At 60.1% G+C, this 15844-nt stretch carries 21 protein-coding genes and 1 tRNA gene; 15 read left to right on the top strand and 7 right to left on the bottom strand.

Going from position 1 to position 15844, the window contains the following annotated elements:
• Positions 1–3 precede the first annotated feature (3 nt).
• A complete protein-coding gene (locus AC0969_RS17415; RefSeq protein WP_479625422.1) occupies positions 4–579 on the top strand; it encodes a restriction endonuclease in 576 nt (191 codons plus the stop codon).
• Here the strand turns inward: AC0969_RS17415 and lipB are convergent.
• Genes lipB through AC0969_RS17400 form a run of 3 tightly spaced genes read right to left on the bottom strand, consistent with a single transcriptional unit; the run spans position 564 to position 2592 of the window.
• Positions 564–1253: a lipoyl(octanoyl) transferase LipB gene (gene lipB, locus AC0969_RS17410; protein WP_479625421.1), complete on the bottom strand. Its 690-nt coding sequence runs from the start codon at positions 1251–1253 to the stop codon at positions 564–566. The genes AC0969_RS17415 and lipB overlap by 16 nt on opposite strands.
• Before the next feature lie 5 nt (positions 1254–1258).
• Positions 1259–1552 (bottom strand): YbeD family protein, encoded by a 294-nt coding sequence (locus tag AC0969_RS17405; protein ID WP_479625420.1) that lies wholly within the window; start codon positions 1550–1552, stop codon positions 1259–1261.
• A gap of 38 nt (positions 1553–1590) precedes the next feature.
• Positions 1591–2592 (bottom strand): MBL fold metallo-hydrolase, encoded by a 1002-nt coding sequence (locus AC0969_RS17400; protein WP_479625419.1) that lies wholly within the window; start codon positions 2590–2592, stop codon positions 1591–1593.
• 221 nt (positions 2593–2813) lie between these two features.
• Here AC0969_RS17400 and AC0969_RS17395 point away from each other — a divergent pair, with 221 nt between their 5' ends.
• The 9 genes from AC0969_RS17395 to AC0969_RS17355 all read left to right on the top strand — a co-directional run bounded on the left by AC0969_RS17395 (position 2814) and on the right by AC0969_RS17355 (position 10109).
• Positions 2814–3290: an ATP synthase subunit I gene (locus AC0969_RS17395; RefSeq protein ID WP_479625418.1), complete on the top strand. Its 477-nt coding sequence runs from the start codon at positions 2814–2816 to the stop codon at positions 3288–3290.
• A 20-nt stretch (positions 3291–3310) separates the two neighbouring features.
• Positions 3311–4222 carry a F0F1 ATP synthase subunit A gene (gene atpB, locus AC0969_RS17390; RefSeq protein ID WP_479625417.1) on the top strand — a complete coding sequence of 304 codons (912 nt, stop codon included), beginning with the start codon at positions 3311–3313 and terminating at the stop codon, positions 4220–4222.
• Positions 4223–4306: 84 nt separating this feature from the next.
• Entirely contained in the window at positions 4307–4552 is a 246-nt protein-coding gene (atpE, locus tag AC0969_RS17385) for a F0F1 ATP synthase subunit C (protein ID WP_263532376.1), read from the top strand.
• Between the two features lie 38 nt (positions 4553–4590).
• Positions 4591–5061 (top strand): F0F1 ATP synthase subunit B, encoded by a 471-nt coding sequence (locus AC0969_RS17380; protein ID WP_479625416.1) that lies wholly within the window; start codon positions 4591–4593, stop codon positions 5059–5061.
• A gap of 13 nt (positions 5062–5074) precedes the next feature.
• The gene (locus AC0969_RS17375) at positions 5075–5605 is read left to right on the top strand and encodes a F0F1 ATP synthase subunit delta (protein WP_479625415.1); all 531 of its coding nucleotides are present in this window, start codon (positions 5075–5077) and stop codon (positions 5603–5605) included.
• An 88-nt stretch (positions 5606–5693) separates the two neighbouring features.
• The gene (gene atpA, locus AC0969_RS17370) at positions 5694–7247 is read left to right on the top strand and encodes a F0F1 ATP synthase subunit alpha (RefSeq protein ID WP_479625414.1); all 1554 of its coding nucleotides are present in this window, start codon (positions 5694–5696) and stop codon (positions 7245–7247) included.
• A gap of 13 nt (positions 7248–7260) precedes the next feature.
• A complete protein-coding gene (atpG, locus tag AC0969_RS17365; RefSeq protein ID WP_479625413.1) occupies positions 7261–8139 on the top strand; it encodes a F0F1 ATP synthase subunit gamma in 879 nt (292 codons plus the stop codon).
• A gap of 57 nt (positions 8140–8196) precedes the next feature.
• Positions 8197–9624, top strand: coding sequence for a F0F1 ATP synthase subunit beta (gene atpD, locus AC0969_RS17360; RefSeq protein WP_479625412.1), 1428 nt, complete (start codon positions 8197–8199; stop codon positions 9622–9624).
• A 68-nt stretch (positions 9625–9692) separates the two neighbouring features.
• A complete protein-coding gene (locus AC0969_RS17355; RefSeq protein ID WP_479625411.1) occupies positions 9693–10109 on the top strand; it encodes a F0F1 ATP synthase subunit epsilon in 417 nt (138 codons plus the stop codon).
• 171 nt (positions 10110–10280) lie between these two features.
• Here AC0969_RS17355 and AC0969_RS17350 read toward each other — a convergent pair whose 3' ends face one another.
• From AC0969_RS17350 to AC0969_RS17340, 3 genes are read right to left on the bottom strand one after another with little or no spacing between them, the layout of a single operon-like run.
• On the bottom strand, positions 10281–10793 hold the full coding sequence (locus AC0969_RS17350) for a TPM domain-containing protein (protein WP_479625410.1): 513 nt from the start codon (positions 10791–10793) through the stop codon (positions 10281–10283).
• On the bottom strand, positions 10793–11671 hold the full coding sequence (locus tag AC0969_RS17345; protein ID WP_479625409.1) for a TPM domain-containing protein: 879 nt from the start codon (positions 11669–11671) through the stop codon (positions 10793–10795). Before AC0969_RS17345 ends, AC0969_RS17350 begins: the two co-directional genes overlap by 1 nt.
• Before the next feature lie 6 nt (positions 11672–11677).
• The gene (locus AC0969_RS17340) at positions 11678–12262 is read right to left on the bottom strand and encodes a LemA family protein (RefSeq protein ID WP_479625408.1); all 585 of its coding nucleotides are present in this window, start codon (positions 12260–12262) and stop codon (positions 11678–11680) included.
• 120 nt (positions 12263–12382) lie between these two features.
• On the opposite strand from AC0969_RS17340, the gene AC0969_RS17335 reads away from it, so the two are divergent.
• The 3 genes from AC0969_RS17335 to AC0969_RS17325 are packed head-to-tail and all read left to right on the top strand — an operon-like array spanning position 12383 to position 14432.
• Entirely contained in the window at positions 12383–12832 is a 450-nt protein-coding gene (locus AC0969_RS17335) for a YybH family protein (protein WP_479625407.1), read from the top strand.
• A 55-nt stretch (positions 12833–12887) separates the two neighbouring features.
• Complete coding sequence (locus AC0969_RS17330; protein WP_479625406.1) at positions 12888–13883, top strand: YheT family hydrolase; 996 nt, start codon at positions 12888–12890, stop codon at positions 13881–13883.
• Between the two features lie 6 nt (positions 13884–13889).
• On the top strand, positions 13890–14432 hold the full coding sequence (locus tag AC0969_RS17325) for a DUF2946 family protein (RefSeq protein ID WP_479625405.1): 543 nt from the start codon (positions 13890–13892) through the stop codon (positions 14430–14432).
• A 92-nt stretch (positions 14433–14524) separates the two neighbouring features.
• Here the strand turns inward: AC0969_RS17325 and AC0969_RS17320 are convergent, their stop codons facing one another.
• Entirely contained in the window at positions 14525–15103 is a 579-nt protein-coding gene (locus AC0969_RS17320; RefSeq protein ID WP_479625404.1) for a c-type cytochrome, read from the bottom strand.
• Positions 15104–15232: 129 nt separating this feature from the next.
• Here AC0969_RS17320 and AC0969_RS17315 point away from each other — a divergent pair.
• A tRNA-Arg gene (locus AC0969_RS17315) sits at positions 15233–15308 on the top strand.
• A 111-nt stretch (positions 15309–15419) separates the two neighbouring features.
• On the top strand, positions 15420–15844 hold a 425-nt coding region (locus AC0969_RS17310; protein WP_479625403.1), incomplete at its 3' end, for a DUF6538 domain-containing protein.

Raw genomic sequence — 15844 nt, 5'->3', positions numbered from 1 at the left:
GCCATGAAATTCAAACTGGCTAAAAACTCTCTTTTCGCAATTTTGCTGCGCTCGCCGTGGTGGATCAGCATGCTGCTGGTGCTGGCCTATGGGCTCGCCGCGACGGCCTTGCTGCCCAAGGAATACGTGGTGTTCGGCATGATTGGCGTGCTGCCGTTTCTGGTGATTGGCGTGGTGGCCGCCCAGCGGCAGTGGAACTTGCCGAATCCGCAGCGCGTGGCCGAGACGCTGGCTTTGGCCGGCGCCATGCCCTGGCGCGATTTCGCCGATGCGCTGGACGCGGCTTACCGGGCCAAGGGCTATACGGTGGCGCGTTTGAACGGCAAGGCGGCGGATTTGCAGTTGTCGAAAGACAGCCAGACCACCCTGGTGGCCGCCAAGCGCTGGAAGGCCGCCATCCACGGGGTCGAAGCTTTGCGTGATTTAGCCGCCGCCAAGGAAGCCCAGAACGCCAGCGCTTGCATCTACATCAGCATCGCCGGTGTGACCGATACGGCGCAGCTTTTTGCCAATGCGCAAGGCATCACCCTGGTGGCCGATGTGGCCCTGGCGCAGCTACTGCTTCAAGCCGCCAAATAACGCTCCAGCTTCTGGGCAAACACCTGCGTCGCCTCGGCCCAGGCAACATTCACACCCAGGCTGGCCATGTCCACCGTTTGCAACCCGGCATAGCCGCAGGGGTTGATGCGGTGGTAGGGCGCCAGGTCCATCGCTACGTTCAGCGCCACCCCGTGGTAGGTGCAGTGGCGGCTGACCTTGATGCCTAAAGCGGCGACCTTGCCCAGGTAAGTGGGATTCGACTCCAGCTGTTTTGAGGTGAAGTCCGCCTCCAGCCGGGCGTGGCCAAACGGGTCTTGCAGGCGCACGTAGATGCCCGGCGCACCCGGCACCCGCAGACCGGTGATGCCGAAGTGGGCCAGCGTCTGCACCACAGCCTCTTCCAGCCGGAACACGTATTCCTTGACGAAGTAGCCCGCCCGTTTCAGGTCCAGCAGCGGATACGCCACCACCTGCCCCGGCCCGTGGTAGGTGACCTGGCCACCCCGGTTGGTCTGCACCACCGGGATGTCGCCGGGAAGCAATAGATGCTCAGGCTTGCCCGCCAGCCCTTGTGTGAAAACGGGTGGGTGCTCACAAATCCATAGCTGGTCGCGCACATCCTCTGTGCGCTGGAGGGTGAAATCATGCATTTTTTCGACCGTGGGCAGGTAGTCCACGCGGCCGAGGATGTACGGCACGATCGTCTCAGACATGGCGTTCACAAGGCCATCTTGACCATCGGGTGGGTGCTCAGGGTGCGGTAGAGCTCGTCTAGCTGCTCGCGGCTGGTGGCGGTGATGGGCAGGGTGATCCCCAGGTATTTGCCGCCCTTGCTTTCGCGCAGCTCTATGGCGCTGGCATCGAACGTGGGGTCGAACTGGGCGGCGATGGCCGTCATGGCGTGCACAAAGCCGTCTACCTTGTTCCCCATCACCTTGATGGGGAACTGCGAGGGGTACTCGATCAGTGAGTCTTTGCGGGGATCGGTGGGGTCGGTGGTCGGTGTGGTCATGGTGTTCTGAAGGCTTGGCTTGGCAGGTAGGAGGGGCGCTATTTTGGACTGCGCGCGGGCAGGCGGCGGGTTTCACCAATTTTCAGCAGGAAGAAGTCCTCTTCCGACACGCCCTGGGCGGTGCGGGCGGCGGCCAGGTCTAGCGGCGGCTGGTCCAGCGGTTCGTCGGTCAGGGTAAAGGTGCCCCAATGCACGCCCACGCTGCGTTTGGCATGCAGGTCACGGTGGATTTGTACCGCCTCGGCCGGATTGATATGCTGATTTTGCATAAACCAACGCGGTTCGTAGGCACCCACGGCAAGCAGGGCGATGTCGAAACCGTCGGGACTGCGTTCCTGGAAATGCGCCCGGGTGTCCTTGAAATCCTGGCTGTAGCCGGTGTCGCCGCTGAAGTACCAGTGGCAGTCGGCCCCGAACACGGCCCAGCCGCCCCACAGCGTCTGAAAGCGGTCGCCCAGGGCGCGGGCTGTCCAGTGCTGCACGGGGGTGAGGTGGAACTCCACCCCGCGCACCGTGTGCTGCTGCCACCAGTCCAGCTCCACCACGTTGTGGATGCCGTGCCGGGTGAACCAGGCTTTGAGGCGCAGTGGGACTATAAAAAGCGTAGCACCTTGTGCCCGCCTATTAAGCGCCATCACAGCATTTGTATCCAAATGGTCGTAGTGGTTGTGCGAGATGACCACCACGTCGATGGGTGGCAAATCGGCCAGCGCCACGCCCGGTGGCTGAGCGCGTTGCGGGCCGGACCACTGCACCGGCGAGGCCCGTTCGCTGAACACCGGGTCGGTCAGCACATGCAGCCCGCTGGCCTGCACCAACATGGTGGCGTGGCCGATCCAGGTGATGGCGGGTTGCATGGCGGTCCCGGTATTGGCATGGATGGCCGGCAGGTCGGGCGCAACCACAGGGGTGGGGGTAAGCGGTGGCGGCGGCAGATGCTTGCGCCGGGCATTCCACTGCCAGCGCAGCAGGTCGCGGGCAGAGCCGGGGACGGCATCGGTGTAGTTGTTTTTGAAGCCGTTCGGGGTGTGGTGGTGCATGGTCGGGGAAAAATCTGTCAAGGAGAAATGCCACAATGCAGCGCCCTATGGCACCTATTTTGACAAAACACCCGCCGCAAACACGTCCGTCAAGCCGTCACGGTTGTATGCAGACCATAGAGCTTGCGGGTGTCAAGGTAATATTCGTATAATAGTGGGCTTTACTAAATTTTTCAGTGTGTAAGTCGGGTGTCAATTGGGTGTCATAAAGTAATTCAATCATGTCCCCAAGAATGCTTACAGATTTGGAAGATGGAGTAGTTGAAGACGATTTCAAGCCCCTGACGGCTGCGCAAGCGCAGCAGTGGCGCCAGCAAGTGCCCATGCTCTCCATTTGGTGGATTGTGTGTGGGCAGTTGGTGACGGGTTGTTTGGTTGCCTTGGCCGCTTGGCTAGTGACCGGTCAGCCTGCGATGGGCTGGTCGGCTGCATACGGAGCGGTTTCGGTGGTGGTACCTGCGGCGCTGTTTGCGCGCGGCGTCACTGGCAAGCTAGTACGCTCGATTCCGGGCGCGGCAATAGCAGGATTTTTTGTGTGGGAGCTGGTCAAGATTGTCGCCACAGTAGCCATGCTGTTTGCGGCACCCAGACTGGTTCCAGATTTGAATTGGCTGGCCTTGTTGGTCGGCTTTGTAGTGACCATGAAGGTGGTTTGGATTGCGCTCATGTTTCGCTCCAAACGCCAACGTACGGCTTAACAGGATTGATGGACTTAAATATGTCGACTGAAAACGCTGCTGAGCATGCTGCTACGGAAGGCCCCAAGGCGGGCGATTACATCGTTCACCATTTGCAGCATTTGCAAAAAGACTTCTCGTTTGAGAGCGTCAAGCAAACCAGCATTGTGGACTTCAGCCTCTTTAACCTGGACTCCGTGCTGTACTCAGTGATTCTGGGCATTGTGGGTTGCTTCTTTTTGTGGCGTGCTTCGCGCAAAGCTACGGCGGGTGTGCCCGGTCGCTTCCAGGCAGCGGTCGAAATTTTGACTGAAATGGTGGACAACCAAGCCAAGGGCGTGATCCATAACGCCAAGAGCCGCAAATTGGTGGCGCCACTCGCTTTGACGGTGTTTGTCTGGATCTTCTTGATGAACGGCATGGACATGCTGCCCGTGGATATCCTGCCCAAGATTTGGGAGTATTTCCATGTTGCTACCGGCGGCGATCCGCACCAGGCTTACATGCGTGTTGTGCCCACCGCCGATCTGTCCACCACACTCGGCCTGTCGGTCAGCGTCTTGTTAGTGTGTCTGGTCTACAACATCAAAATCAAAGGCTTTGGTGGTTGGTCGCATGAGCTGGTGGCGGCACCGTTTGGCGACCACTGGTTTCTGTACCCCATCAACTTCTTGATGCAAATGATCGAGTACCTTGCCAAGACGGTGTCGCACGGCATGCGGTTGTTCGGCAATATGTTTGCAGGTGAATTGGTTTTCATGTTGATCGCCTTGATGGGCGGCACGTGGGCCTGGCAGTTCAACCCCTTAGAGGGTATGTTCTGGCTAGGTGTTGGGCATGTGATTGCCGGTACGGCGTGGAGCATTTTCCACATCCTGGTGATTACCTTGCAGGCCTTCATCTTCATGATGTTGACGCTGATTTACGTGGGGCAGTCTCACGAAGCGCATTAATACCGCGTTAAGTTGAATTAACGCCGGCGTTAAAGTTCGTTTTCGCTTTTCTCTTTCTTTTACCTGTACTTTTTAGGATTCATCATGGAAAACATTCTCGGTCTCGTCGCTCTGGCTTGTGGTTTGATCGTTGGCCTGGGCGCTTTGGGTGCCTCCATCGGTATCGCCTTGATGGGCGGCAAGTTCCTCGAAGCGTCGGCACGCCAGCCTGAACTGATGAACGAACTGCAAACCAAGATGTTCATCTTGGCCGGTCTGATCGACGCGGCTTTCCTGATCGGCGTGGCAATTGCCCTGCTGTTCGCTTTCGCCAAGCCATTCGCGATTTAATTTTTGGCCGACCTTTCACGACCGAAAGGAATTAAGCCGTGAACATTAATTCAACCCTGTTTCTGCAGGCCATCGTCTTTGCGATTTTGGTGTGGTTCACGATGAAATTCGTGTGGCCCCCGATCACCAAAGCCTTGGATGAGCGGGTGCAGAAGATCTCTGACGGCCTTGCTGCCGCCGACAAAGCCAAGTCCGAACTGACCAGCGCCAACCAGCGCGTGGAAGCCGAGCTGGCCAAGTCGCGCATCGAGACCGCGTCGCGTCTGGCCGATGCCGATCGCCGTGCCCAAACTATCGTGGAAGAGGCCAAGGCCCGCGCCACGGAAGAAGGCAACAAGATCGTGGCAGCAGCCCGTGCCGAAGCCGAACAGCAAACCGTGAAAGCCCGTGAGGTCTTGCGTGAGCAAGTGGCCGCACTGGCAGTCAAGGGCGCTGAGCAGATTCTCCGCAAGGAAGTCAATGCCGGTGTCCATGCGGACTTGCTGAGCCGACTCCAAACCGAACTTTGAGCGGTAAACGACCATGGCTGAAATAGCAACCATTGCCCGTCCTTACGCCGAAGCGCTGTTCAAGGCCACTGCGTCTGACCTGGACGGCACTGCCGGATGGGTCGATGAATTGGCCGCGATTGCAGCCAACCCCCAGTTGCTCCAATTCGCCAACAACCCCCAGGTTGAGGTGAACCAGGTGTTTGAGGTGGTAGCCGGTGTGGCCAAGTCGGTCTTGCCAGATGCTGCAAAAAACTTTTTGCGCATGGTCATCGAGAATGGGCGCTTGGCCGCTCTTCCCGAGATCGCTACCCAGTTCCGCGCATTGAAAAATGCCCGGAGCGGCTCCTCGGATGCGACCGTGTTCAGTGCTTTTGCGATCGACGCAGAAGCCCTGGTCAACGTCTCGTCGGCGCTGGAAAAGCGTTTTGGACGCAAGCTCAATCTCACGGTGGCTTTGCAGCCGGAGTTGATTGGCGGAATTCGCGTCGTGGTGGGTGACGAGGTGTTAGATACCTCGATCAAAGCCCGCCTGGAACATATGAAATCGGCACTGACTGCTTAACCTTTCGCGTTAAGGTCTGTGCCAGCGTTTTCGGCCAGAGCCTGTGGCTCCGGTTGTTTGCTAACTAAAGAAAGAGAAGGAAAGAGTCATGCAACTCAATCCCGCAGAAATTTCTGAGCTGATCAAGAGCCGCATCGAAGGCCTGACGGCCCAAACCGATATCCGCAACCAGGGCACCGTGGTGTCCGTGACCGACGGCATCTGCCGTTTGCACGGCTTGTCCGACGTGATGCAGGGCGAAATGTTGGAGTTCCCCGCCGGTAGCGATGGCCAACCCACCTACGGCTTGGCACTGAATCTGGAGCGCGACTCGGTCGGCTCCGTGATTTTGGGCGAATACGAACACATCTCTGAAGGCGACATCGTGAAGTGCACGGGCCGCATTCTGGAAGTGCCAGTCGGTCCCGAGCTGCTCGGTCGCGTGGTGAACGCACTGGGTCAACCGATTGACGGCAAAGGTCCCATCAACGCCAAGTTGACCGACGTGATCGAAAAAGTCGCACCCGGCGTGATTGCCCGTAAATCGGTCGACCAGCCCCTGCAAACCGGTATCAAGTCGATCGACGCCATGGTGCCTATCGGCCGTGGCCAGCGCGAGCTGATCATTGGTGACCGCCAGACCGGCAAGACGGCTGTGGCCATCGACGCCATCATCGCCCAAAAGGGCCAGGGCGTGAGCTGCGTGTACGTCGCGATTGGCCAAAAGGCCTCGTCGATCAAAAACGTGGTGCGTTCCCTGGAACAAGCTGGCGCGATGGAATACACCATTGTGGTGGCGGCTTCGGCTTCTGAATCGGCTGCCATGCAGTACGTTTCGGCCTACTCCGGCTGCACCATGGGTGAGTACTTCCGCGACCGTGGTCAAGACGCCCTGATCGTGTACGACGACTTGTCCAAGCAAGCCGTGGCCTACCGCCAGGTTTCCTTGCTGTTGCGCCGCCCACCAGGCCGCGAAGCCTACCCTGGCGACGTGTTTTATCTACACAGCCGCCTGCTGGAGCGCGCCGCCCGTGTGAATGTCGACTACGTCGAAGCTTTCACCAAGGGTGAAGTCAAGGGTAAAACCGGTTCTTTGACGGCTCTGCCGATCATTGAAACGCAAGCCGGCGACGTGTCTGCTTTTGTGCCAACCAACGTGATCTCGATCACCGATGGCCAGATTTTCCTGGAAACCTCGCTGTTCAACGCCGGCATCCGTCCTGCGATCAACGCCGGTATCTCGGTGTCTCGCGTCGGTAGCGCTGCCCAGACCAAGATCATCAAGAGCCAGTCTGGCGGCATCCGTACCGACTTGGCACAGTACCGTGAATTGGCGGCTTTCGCCCAGTTCGCCTCTGACTTGGATGAGTCGACCCGCAAGCAGTTGGACCGCGGTGCCCGCGTGACCGAGTTGCTGAAGCAGGCCCAGTACAGCCCCTTGTCCGTGTCGTTGATGGGTGCCACTTTGTTCGCAGTGAACAAGGGCTTCATGGACGATATCGAAGTCAAGAAGATCTTGGCTTTTGAGCATGGCTTGCACGGCTACCTCAAGGACAAGAATGCGGCTTTGTTGGCCAAGATTGAAGCCTCGAAAGCACTGGACAAGGAAGCGGAAGCTGAGTTGCACGCTGCTGTGACGGCGTTCAAGAAGACCTTCGCTTAACTAGGAGCCAGTCATGGCATCAGGCAAGGAACTACGCACCAAGATCAAATCGGTGGAAAACACCAAGAAGATCACCAAGGCGATGGAAATGATTTCCGTCTCCAAGATGCGTAAAGCACAGGAGCGGATGAAAGCGGCCCGCCCGTACAGCGACAAGATCCGCGATATCGCCGCCAATCTGGGCCAGGCGAACCCCGAGTACGTGCACAGCTTCATGCAAGCCAACGGCGCAAAGGCCGAAGGCTACGTGGTGGTGACCACCGACAAGGGTTTGTGTGGTGGTTTGAACACCAACCTGTTCCGTGCGTTGACCCACAAGCTGCGCGCCGCGCAGGCTGCGGGTTTGACCGCGAAAACAGTGGCCATTGGCGGTAAAGGTCTCGGCTTTTTGAACCGTACCGGTGCCCAGGTGGTAGCGCATGTGACCCATCTGGGTGACAAGCCACACCTGGACAAGCTGATCGGCCCGCTCAAGGTGCTGCTGGATGCCTATGAAAAGGGCGAAATCAGCGCTGTCTATCTGGTGTACAACAAGTTTGTCAGCACCATGAAGCAAGAGGCGGTGGTGGAGCAGTTGTTGCCCTTGTCGTCTGCCAAGATGCAAGCGGAAACCAAGGCTTCTGGCAAGGCCAACACCTGGGACTACATCTATGAGCCCGATGCGCAGTCGGTGATCGACAATTTGTTGGTCCGCTACGTGGAGGCCCTGGCCTACCAGGCGGTCGCGGAAAACATGGCATCTGAGCATGCCGCGCGCATGGTCGCTATGAAGGCGGCTACCGATAACGCGGGTAGCGTGATTGCCGAGCTGAAGCTGATCTACAACAAGACCCGCCAAGCAGCGATCACCAAAGAATTGTCGGAAATTGTGGCAGGTGCGGCGGCTGTTTAAGCTGCGCTACTGTCCCAGTCCGTCACCGATTTCAAGATTCAATTTATTGGAGCAAAAATGGCTCAAGAAAATGCAGAAGTGAACGCCCGCGTTCAGGGAAAAATTGTCCAGTGTATTGGTGCCGTGGTGGACGTTGAGTTCCCCCGCAGCAGCATGCCCCGCATTTACGATGCGCTGAAAATGGAAGGCTCTGCGCTGACCCTGGAAGTGCAGCAGCAGCTGGGTGACGGCATTGTCCGTACCATTGCGCTGGGTTCTTCCGACGGCCTGCGCCGTGGACTGATGGTCTACAACACCGGCGCGGGCATTACCGTTCCCGTGGGCAAGGCCACCCTGGGCCGCATCATGGACGTGCTGGGTGCGCCCATCGACGAACGGGGTCCTGTCAGCCAGGAACTGACCGCCACCATCCACCGTAAAGCCCCCGCATACGACGAACTCAGCCCTTCGCAAGAACTGCTGGAAACCGGCATCAAGGTGATTGACCTGATTTGCCCGTTTGCCAAGGGCGGCAAGGTTGGCTTGTTCGGTGGTGCCGGTGTCGGCAAGACCGTGAACATGATGGAGCTGATCAACAACATCGCCAAGGCACACAGCGGCTTGTCCGTGTTTGCTGGTGTGGGTGAGCGTACCCGTGAAGGGAACGATTTTTACCACGAGATGGCCGACTCCGGCGTGGTGAACCTCGAGAACCTCGAAGAGTCCAAAGTGGCGATGGTTTACGGCCAGATGAACGAGCCTCCAGGCAACCGTCTGCGCGTGGCCTTGACCGGTCTGACCATTGCGGAATCTTTCCGTGACGAAGGCCGCGACGTACTGTTCTTCGTGGACAACATCTACCGCTACACCCTGGCCGGCACCGAAGTGTCCGCACTGCTGGGCCGTATGCCTTCCGCCGTGGGCTACCAGCCTACCCTGGCCGAAGAAATGGGCCGTCTGCAAGAGCGTATTACCTCCACCAAGGTTGGCTCGATCACCTCCATCCAGGCCGTTTACGTGCCAGCGGATGACTTGACCGACCCATCGCCTGCCACCACTTTCGCCCACTTGGACTCCACCGTGGTGTTGAGCCGTGACATCGCTTCGCTGGGTATCTACCCTGCGGTCGATCCACTCGACTCGACCAGCCGCCAGCTGGACCCGTTGGTTGTGGGTGAAGACCACTACAACACGGCCCGTGCCGTGCAGGGTACTTTGCAGCGCTACCGTGAACTGCGTGACATCATCGCCATCATGGGTATGGACGACTTGGCGCCTGACGACAAGCTGGCTGTGGCCCGTGCCCGCAAGATCCAGCGTTTCCTGAGCCAGCCGTTCCACGTGGCCGAAGTGTTTACCGGTTCGCCTGGCAAGTACGTGCCTTTGTCGGAAACCATCCGTGGTTTCAAGATGATCGTGGCCGGCGAATGCGACCACATGCCAGAACAAGCGTTCTACATGGTCGGCTCTATCGACGAAGCCATCGAAAAGGCCAAGAAGGTCTAATCCCCTTCGGCGGGGTGCTGCGCCACAGTGGCATCCCATCGTCATTACGCTGGACCCAAAGGAAACCTATGACCACCATGCTCGTGAATGTTGTCAGTGCCGAAGAATCCATCTTCTCGGGCGAAGCCAAGTTTGTGGCTTTGCCGGGCGAGTCGGGCGAGCTGGGCATTTATCCGCGCCACACCCCGCTGATCACCCGTATCAAGCCGGGATCGGTGCGCATTGAAAAGGCCGACGGCACCGAAGAATTCATCTTCGTGGCCGGTGGCATTTTGGAAGTGCAGCCTAACTGCGTTACCGTGTTGTCTGACACGGCGATTCGCGGCAAGGACCTGGACGAAGAAAAAGCCAACGCCGCCAAAGCCGCTGCCGAAGAAGCCCTGCGCAACGCTAAAGGCCAGTTGGACATCGCCAAGGCCCAATCCGAGCTGGCCATCATGGCGGCCCAGATTTCGGCACTGCGCAAGTTCCGCCAGAACCGCTAGTCTTCACTGACACTCCCAAAAAAGCCGCTCTTGAGCGGCTTTTTTGTGGCTGCAATGGCGGAGTGCTTGCTCCTATTTTTGATATTAAAAATAGGAGCGTATTGCGCAGGTTCTGTATGCGCTAAGCCCAATTTTGACTGTTGAAAAATAGCCTGAATTTCAAATGCTGACTCAGTCCACCAACACCGGTGCATTCGGCAATTCATTGCCCCGCACGTTACCCGGCAGCAGCGGGAAATGCTGCACCAGCACCGCCGACACCTCTTCCAGCGCGGCCGTCAAACCGTCTTCGTACCGGCCCGCCTGCAAGGCCGTACCCAGGTGCACCACCATCGCCTGCCACTCGGCGGGCGAGACGCGGGTGTTCAGGCCCCGGTCGGCCACCAGTTCGATGGCGTGGTCGGCCAGCAGCAGGTAAATCAGTACGCCATTGTTGTGCGCGGTGTCCCAGACCCGCAGCTTGCCAAACAGCATCACCGCCCGCTCGCGCGCCGGGGCGTTGCGCCGCAGGTAGCTCAGCGGCAAGCCGGCTTCCACGCAGATGCGGATTTCGCCGGTGTGCCGCTGTTCGCTGGCGCTGACCCGGCTGGCCAGACGTGTGCGCATGGCGGCGGGAACCGCCGCACCGGATGCGTCCTGCCAGCAGTGCTTTACCAACCGTTGCAAGGTGTTCCACAGGCCCATTACCACCCCCCGGAGGCACCACCGCCACCAAAATTGCCGCCACCCCCAGAACGGAATCCGCCGCCACCGCTGCGTCCACCGGAGCCGAATCCACCGCCGCCCAAACCTCCACCAAAGCCGCCCCGGCCGCCCAGCGAGGCGCTGCCCATGCGCGATACCAGCGTAAACAGCAGTGCTGCCACCGCCGCCACCCACGCAACCAACAGGCTGGCCGAGATGAACCAGACCAACGCACCCACCGCCCCGCCGGTGAGCAGCGAACCCAGCTTGGGGCCAAAGATGCTGCGTGCCAGCGCACCCGCAATCGGCACGGCAAATACCGCAAAAACCAGCAGTTCCTGCCAGTCAAAGCCGCTGTTGGCGTTGGCGGCTTTGGCTCGGGGCGCAGGTAAGGCCTCGCCCTTCACCAGCGCCATGATGTGCTCTACACCGGCATCCACACCCCCGGCAAAGTCGCCCTGCTTGAAGCGCGGAGTGATGGCCTCCTGGATGATGTTGCTGGCCGCTAGGTCGGGAATTGCGCCCTCCAGCGTCTTGGCCACCTCGATGCGCAGCTTGCGGTCGTTCTTGGCCACCAGCAGGATCAGCCCGTCACCCACCTCTTTGCGGCCAATCTTCCAAGCGTTGCCGACGCGGTTGGCGTAGCTGGCGATGTCTTCGGGCTGGGTGGTCGGCACCATCAGCACCACCACCTGCGCGCCGCTGCTGGCCTCGAATGCGCTCAGCTTGGCCTCCAGCGCCTGCAACTGCGCCGCGCTGAGGGTGGCCGTGGTGTCGACCACGTGGCCGGTCAGCGCAGGCACCGGCAGCACGCTCTGGGCGTGGCAGGTCACCGCTAGCAGCGACAGCCAGCAACTGGCGAACAGGCGCAGCAGCATGGCGGCTTACTTCTTGAAGTCCACCACCGGCGGGGCAGAGATGGCGGCCTCGTTTGGCACCGTGAAACTGGGCTTGGCCGCGTAGCCCATCACCTTGGCCGTCAGATTGCTGGGGAAGCTGCGGGCCAGCACGTTGTACTCCTGCACCGTACCGATAAAACGGTTGCGGGCCACGGTGATGCGGTTTTCGGTGCCTTCCAACTGCACCCGCAGGTCGCTGAAGCCTTTGTTGGCCTTCAGGTCGGGGTATTTCTCCACCGTTACCATCAGGCGGCTCAGGGCGCTGCCGAGTTCGCCCTGGGCGGCCTGGAACTTGGCGAAGGCCTCGGGGTTGTTCAGCGTCTCGGGCGTGACCTGCATGGACGTGGCCTTGGCGCGGGCTTCCACCACCTTGGTCAGCGTGTCTTGCTCAAACGCGGCTTCGCCCTTGACGGTGGCCACGATGTTGGGCACCAGGTCGGCACGGCGCTGGTACTGGTTCAGCACCTCGCTCCAGGCGGCCTTGCTTTGCTCGTCCAGGCGTTGAAAGTCGTTGTAGCCGCAGCCGGTCAGGGCGGATGCGAGCAGTAGGGCGGGTAACCAGCGTTGCATGTGAATTCCTCCAAGGGTGGGCCGCGTGCGGGCGCCTATAGCGTTTGACCTTAGCACACCCCCACCAGCAGGCTGGCCAAAGCAAGGCAAAATTGCAGCACTTTCAAAGCGGTTCAACCCATGCCCAAAGCCAAACTCCAGGCCGCCACCGTGGGCGGCACCGCCGATGACACCGAAGCCGCCTTTTACGATGCCTTACAAAAGGGCGATATCGACAAGCTCATGGCCTGCTGGGCTGACGAGGACGATATCGTCTGCGTCCACCCCGGTGGGCCACGCGTGGTGGGCGTGGCGGCCATCCGCGCGGCTTTTGATGCGATGTTCAGCCAGGCCCGCATCCGTGCCTGGCCAGAGCATGTGCGCCGGGTCGATGCGCTGGCCAGCGCGGTGCACACCCTGGTGGAGCGCATCGAGGTGATGACCGCCGAGGGCCCGCGCGAGGCTTTTGCCATCGCCACCAACGTTTACCACAAGACCGCCCAGGGCTGGCGTATGGTGGCCCACCACGCCAGCCCCGGCAGTGGCCGCGATATGCAGGAATCGGGCACGGCATCGCCATTACTCCATTGACATGAAATTTAAACAAAATAAGCCTCTAGCGCATATTTCGCTTGCGTAACTAGCTATGAATTATGTGGCACCTTGGTGGCTGCCCGGTGGGCATGCCCAAACCATCTGGCCGGCCCTGTACTCGCGCCGCGTCTTCGGCCCCCGGCCCCGGTTCCGGCGCGAGCGCTGGATCACGCCCGACATGGACTTTATCGACGTGGATTTCTGCGATGCCGCAGGCCACGTTGCCGATCCAGCCGCCAGCGCCGCCGACCGTCCCCTGCTGGTGTTGTTCCACGGGCTGGAAGGTTCGTCGGGCAGCCACTACGCCGAAGCTTTTGCCGACTACGCACGGGCCCACGGCATGGGCTTCGCTGTGCCGCATTTTCGGGGCTGTAGCGGCGAACTCAATCTGGGGCCACGCGCCTACCACTCGGGTGATTTTGAGGAAATTGGCTGGGTCCTCAAGCGCCTCAAGACCAAGCACCGGGGCAAGGTCATCGCCGTGGGCATTTCGCTGGGCGGCAACGCCTTGCTGCGCTGGGCCGAAGAAATGGGCAACCAGGCGCGCCAGGTGGTGCGGGCCGTGGCCGCCGTGTGTGCGCCCACCGACCTGGCGGCCAGCGGCTGGGCCATCGGACGGGGCCTGAACCGCCACATCTACACCCGCATGTTTTTGCGCAGCATGAAGCCCAAAGCCCTGCGCAAGCTGGAGCAGCACCCTGGCCTGTTCAACCGCGAGGCCCTGCTGAATGCACGCGACCTGTACGAGTTCGACAACATCTTCACCGCCCCGCTGCACGGCTACCGCAGCACCGAAGACTACTGGGCCCGCGCCTCGGCCAAGCCGCATCTGGCGCAGATCCGCATCCCGGCGTTGGTGGTCAATGCCCGCAACGACCCTTTTGTGCCCGTCTGGAGCCTGCCGCACCAGGACGCGGTGGGCGCACACGTCACCCTGTGGCAGCCCAGCCACGGTGGCCATGTCGGCTTTCCCCACGGCCCCATCCCCGGCCACGTGCGCAGCATGCCCGATGCCGTCGGCGGCTGGCTTTTACAGGCAATTAAATAAGCAACTATGGACGACATCGTCAAACAAGCCATCGCCAAATGGCCCAACGTACCCGACTGCTATGGCTGGTTGGGCCTGGACGCGCGCGGCAACTGGTACCTGCGCGACGACCCGGCGCAGGCGGCCGGGCCGTTTGCGGGCACCGGGGCCACGGCGCAGAGCAAAGGATCGCTGCTGCGGCACGAGAAGCTGATCGACTTTATCCAGCGCAACTACGAGGCTGACCGCCAGGGCCGCTGGTACTTCCAGAACGGGCCGCAGCGCGTGTATGTGGAGCTGGAAATCACGCCCTATGTGTGGCGCGTACAGCCCGACTTTTCGGTGCAGGCCCACACCGGCCAGGCCGCGCGGGTGCAGCGTTGCGTGTTGGACGAACTAGGCCATTTGTACCTGGACACCGACCTGGGCTTTGGCCTGGTCCACACCCTGGACATGGGCTTTGCTGCCGACGCGGTAGAGCAAGGCCTGTGGGTGCCGCAGCCCGTAGAGTCCGCCCGCTTGCCCACCCAGTTTGGCTACCTTTTGAGCCCTTATTTACTATCAAAATAGTAGCTTGTGGCGCAGGTGGAATATGCGCTAAGCACTGATTTGACCATTAAAAAAGGCCGGTTGAACCGGCCTTTGTCGAAGGTGTTGGGCGCTTACTTGGCTGCCATTGCGGCATCTTCGGTCGCTGCGGGTTTGGTGGGCACCGGAAAGCTGGCACCGCCGGCATTGGCCATGTAGACCACCGCGCGGGCGATTTCGGTGTCGTCAAAATCGCCGCCACTTTGTGCGCCCATCGCACCCTTGCCGCCAATGGCAGATTGCAGCAGGGCTGCATAGCCGGTTTTGATGCGCGCACCCCAGGCGCTAGCATCGCCAAACTTGGGTGAACCCGCCAAGCCCGTGGCGTGGCAAGAACTGCACTGCGCCTTGAACACCTCTTCGCCGGATTTGAGTTCGCGGTTGGCATCGCGGATCTCGACCGCGCCAATCTTCTGGATGCGGGCCGCCAGTGCCTGGCTCTGCGACTGCTCCGTCATGCCACCCAGCACCATCGTCTCCACCGAATTGCTGCCCGCAGGCTTGGCATCGGAGACCACGTAATACACCAGGCCAATGATGGCAAAAATCGGAATCACAAATGAGAAAAACACCGCCACCAGCAGTTGCTTGGGATTCTTGATAGGACCGGTGTGGTCTTCTTCTGCCGCGTGGTCATGGGGGTTGGCGCTCATGGTGTCCTCAAAAAATCGGTACAAATCGGGGGCTCTTATTGGCCTGCGAGTATACCTGTCGCCCCTTTACGGGCCCTGGAAATACCGGTTTCAGGCCCATTACGGGCAGCGGCTACAATCGCCCACGTTGCGGCTGTAGCTCAGTGGATAGAGTATTGGCCTCCGAAGCCAAGGGTCGTGGGTTCGATCCCCGCCAGCCGCACCATATTGGTGCAACCTCAGTATTCATGCGGGTTGCAAGCCTATAGGGCCTTTTCAAGGCTGCACTGTCCCACAAAGCTGTCACACAAACAGCTAATATCGGAGTGTGCAAACCGTGAAGAAAACGCCCTATCTACGCCTACGCGGTGGACAGTATTGGTTCCGCCGCCGTGTCCCTGAAAAACTTGTTCCCCTCATTGGGTGCGCTGAGTTTGACGAATCTCTAAAGACCGCCGACTACGAAACCGCAAAGGTCCGGGTAGCTGTTCGCAATGCGGAAGTGTCCATACGGTTCCAAGCAGCGCACGCACAGCAAGAACGGCAGCGCGAAGCGGCGAAGCCAGCACCAACAGCCCCCATATCCGCAGTCACTCCCGAACTGGCCCAGGCAATCGCCCAGGGGGTCTATGCCGCAGACCTTGTGCAGGATGAGGCAGGAAGGGATAGTGACGCGGTACGCGCTGCACTGGTGGAGCTGGCCGCATTCACAAACCCCAGCAGGGCCCTCTTACTGGACCCCCAGGCCCCTCCTGAGTTCCA

It is taken from the genome of Rhodoferax sp. LB1P47 (assembly GCF_056521445.1).
Note: the sequence above shows the minus strand (reverse complement) of the source record. Positions and strands in the feature narration are given on the sequence as shown.

Bases quoted from the DNA above. Each gene is read 5' to 3' on its own strand.
- AC0969_RS17415 (WP_479625422.1), top strand. From the start codon at position 4: ATGAAATTCAAACTGGCTAAAAACTCTCTTTTCGCAATTTTGCTGCGC.
- lipB (WP_479625421.1), bottom strand. From the start codon at position 1,253: ATGTCTGAGACGATCGTGCCGTACATCCTCGGCCGCGTGGACTACCTG.
- AC0969_RS17405 (WP_479625420.1), bottom strand. From the start codon at position 1,552: ATGACCACACCGACCACCGACCCCACCGATCCCCGCAAAGACTCACTG.
- AC0969_RS17400 (WP_479625419.1), bottom strand. From the start codon at position 2,592: ATGCACCACCACACCCCGAACGGCTTCAAAAACAACTACACCGATGCC.
- AC0969_RS17395 (WP_479625418.1), top strand. From the start codon at position 2,814: ATGTCCCCAAGAATGCTTACAGATTTGGAAGATGGAGTAGTTGAAGAC.
- atpB (WP_479625417.1), top strand. From the start codon at position 3,311: ATGTCGACTGAAAACGCTGCTGAGCATGCTGCTACGGAAGGCCCCAAG.
- atpE (WP_263532376.1), top strand. From the start codon at position 4,307: ATGGAAAACATTCTCGGTCTCGTCGCTCTGGCTTGTGGTTTGATCGTT.
- AC0969_RS17375 (WP_479625415.1), top strand. From the start codon at position 5,075: ATGGCTGAAATAGCAACCATTGCCCGTCCTTACGCCGAAGCGCTGTTC.
- atpA (WP_479625414.1), top strand. From the start codon at position 5,694: ATGCAACTCAATCCCGCAGAAATTTCTGAGCTGATCAAGAGCCGCATC.
- atpG (WP_479625413.1), top strand. From the start codon at position 7,261: ATGGCATCAGGCAAGGAACTACGCACCAAGATCAAATCGGTGGAAAAC.
- atpD (WP_479625412.1), top strand. From the start codon at position 8,197: ATGGCTCAAGAAAATGCAGAAGTGAACGCCCGCGTTCAGGGAAAAATT.
- AC0969_RS17355 (WP_479625411.1), top strand. From the start codon at position 9,693: ATGACCACCATGCTCGTGAATGTTGTCAGTGCCGAAGAATCCATCTTC.
- AC0969_RS17350 (WP_479625410.1), bottom strand. From the start codon at position 10,793: ATGGGCCTGTGGAACACCTTGCAACGGTTGGTAAAGCACTGCTGGCAG.
- AC0969_RS17345 (WP_479625409.1), bottom strand. From the start codon at position 11,671: ATGCTGCTGCGCCTGTTCGCCAGTTGCTGGCTGTCGCTGCTAGCGGTG.
- AC0969_RS17340 (WP_479625408.1), bottom strand. From the start codon at position 12,262: ATGCAACGCTGGTTACCCGCCCTACTGCTCGCATCCGCCCTGACCGGC.
- AC0969_RS17335 (WP_479625407.1), top strand. From the start codon at position 12,383: ATGCCCAAAGCCAAACTCCAGGCCGCCACCGTGGGCGGCACCGCCGAT.
- AC0969_RS17330 (WP_479625406.1), top strand. From the start codon at position 12,888: ATGAATTATGTGGCACCTTGGTGGCTGCCCGGTGGGCATGCCCAAACC.
- AC0969_RS17325 (WP_479625405.1), top strand. From the start codon at position 13,890: ATGGACGACATCGTCAAACAAGCCATCGCCAAATGGCCCAACGTACCC.
- AC0969_RS17320 (WP_479625404.1), bottom strand. From the start codon at position 15,103: ATGAGCGCCAACCCCCATGACCACGCGGCAGAAGAAGACCACACCGGT.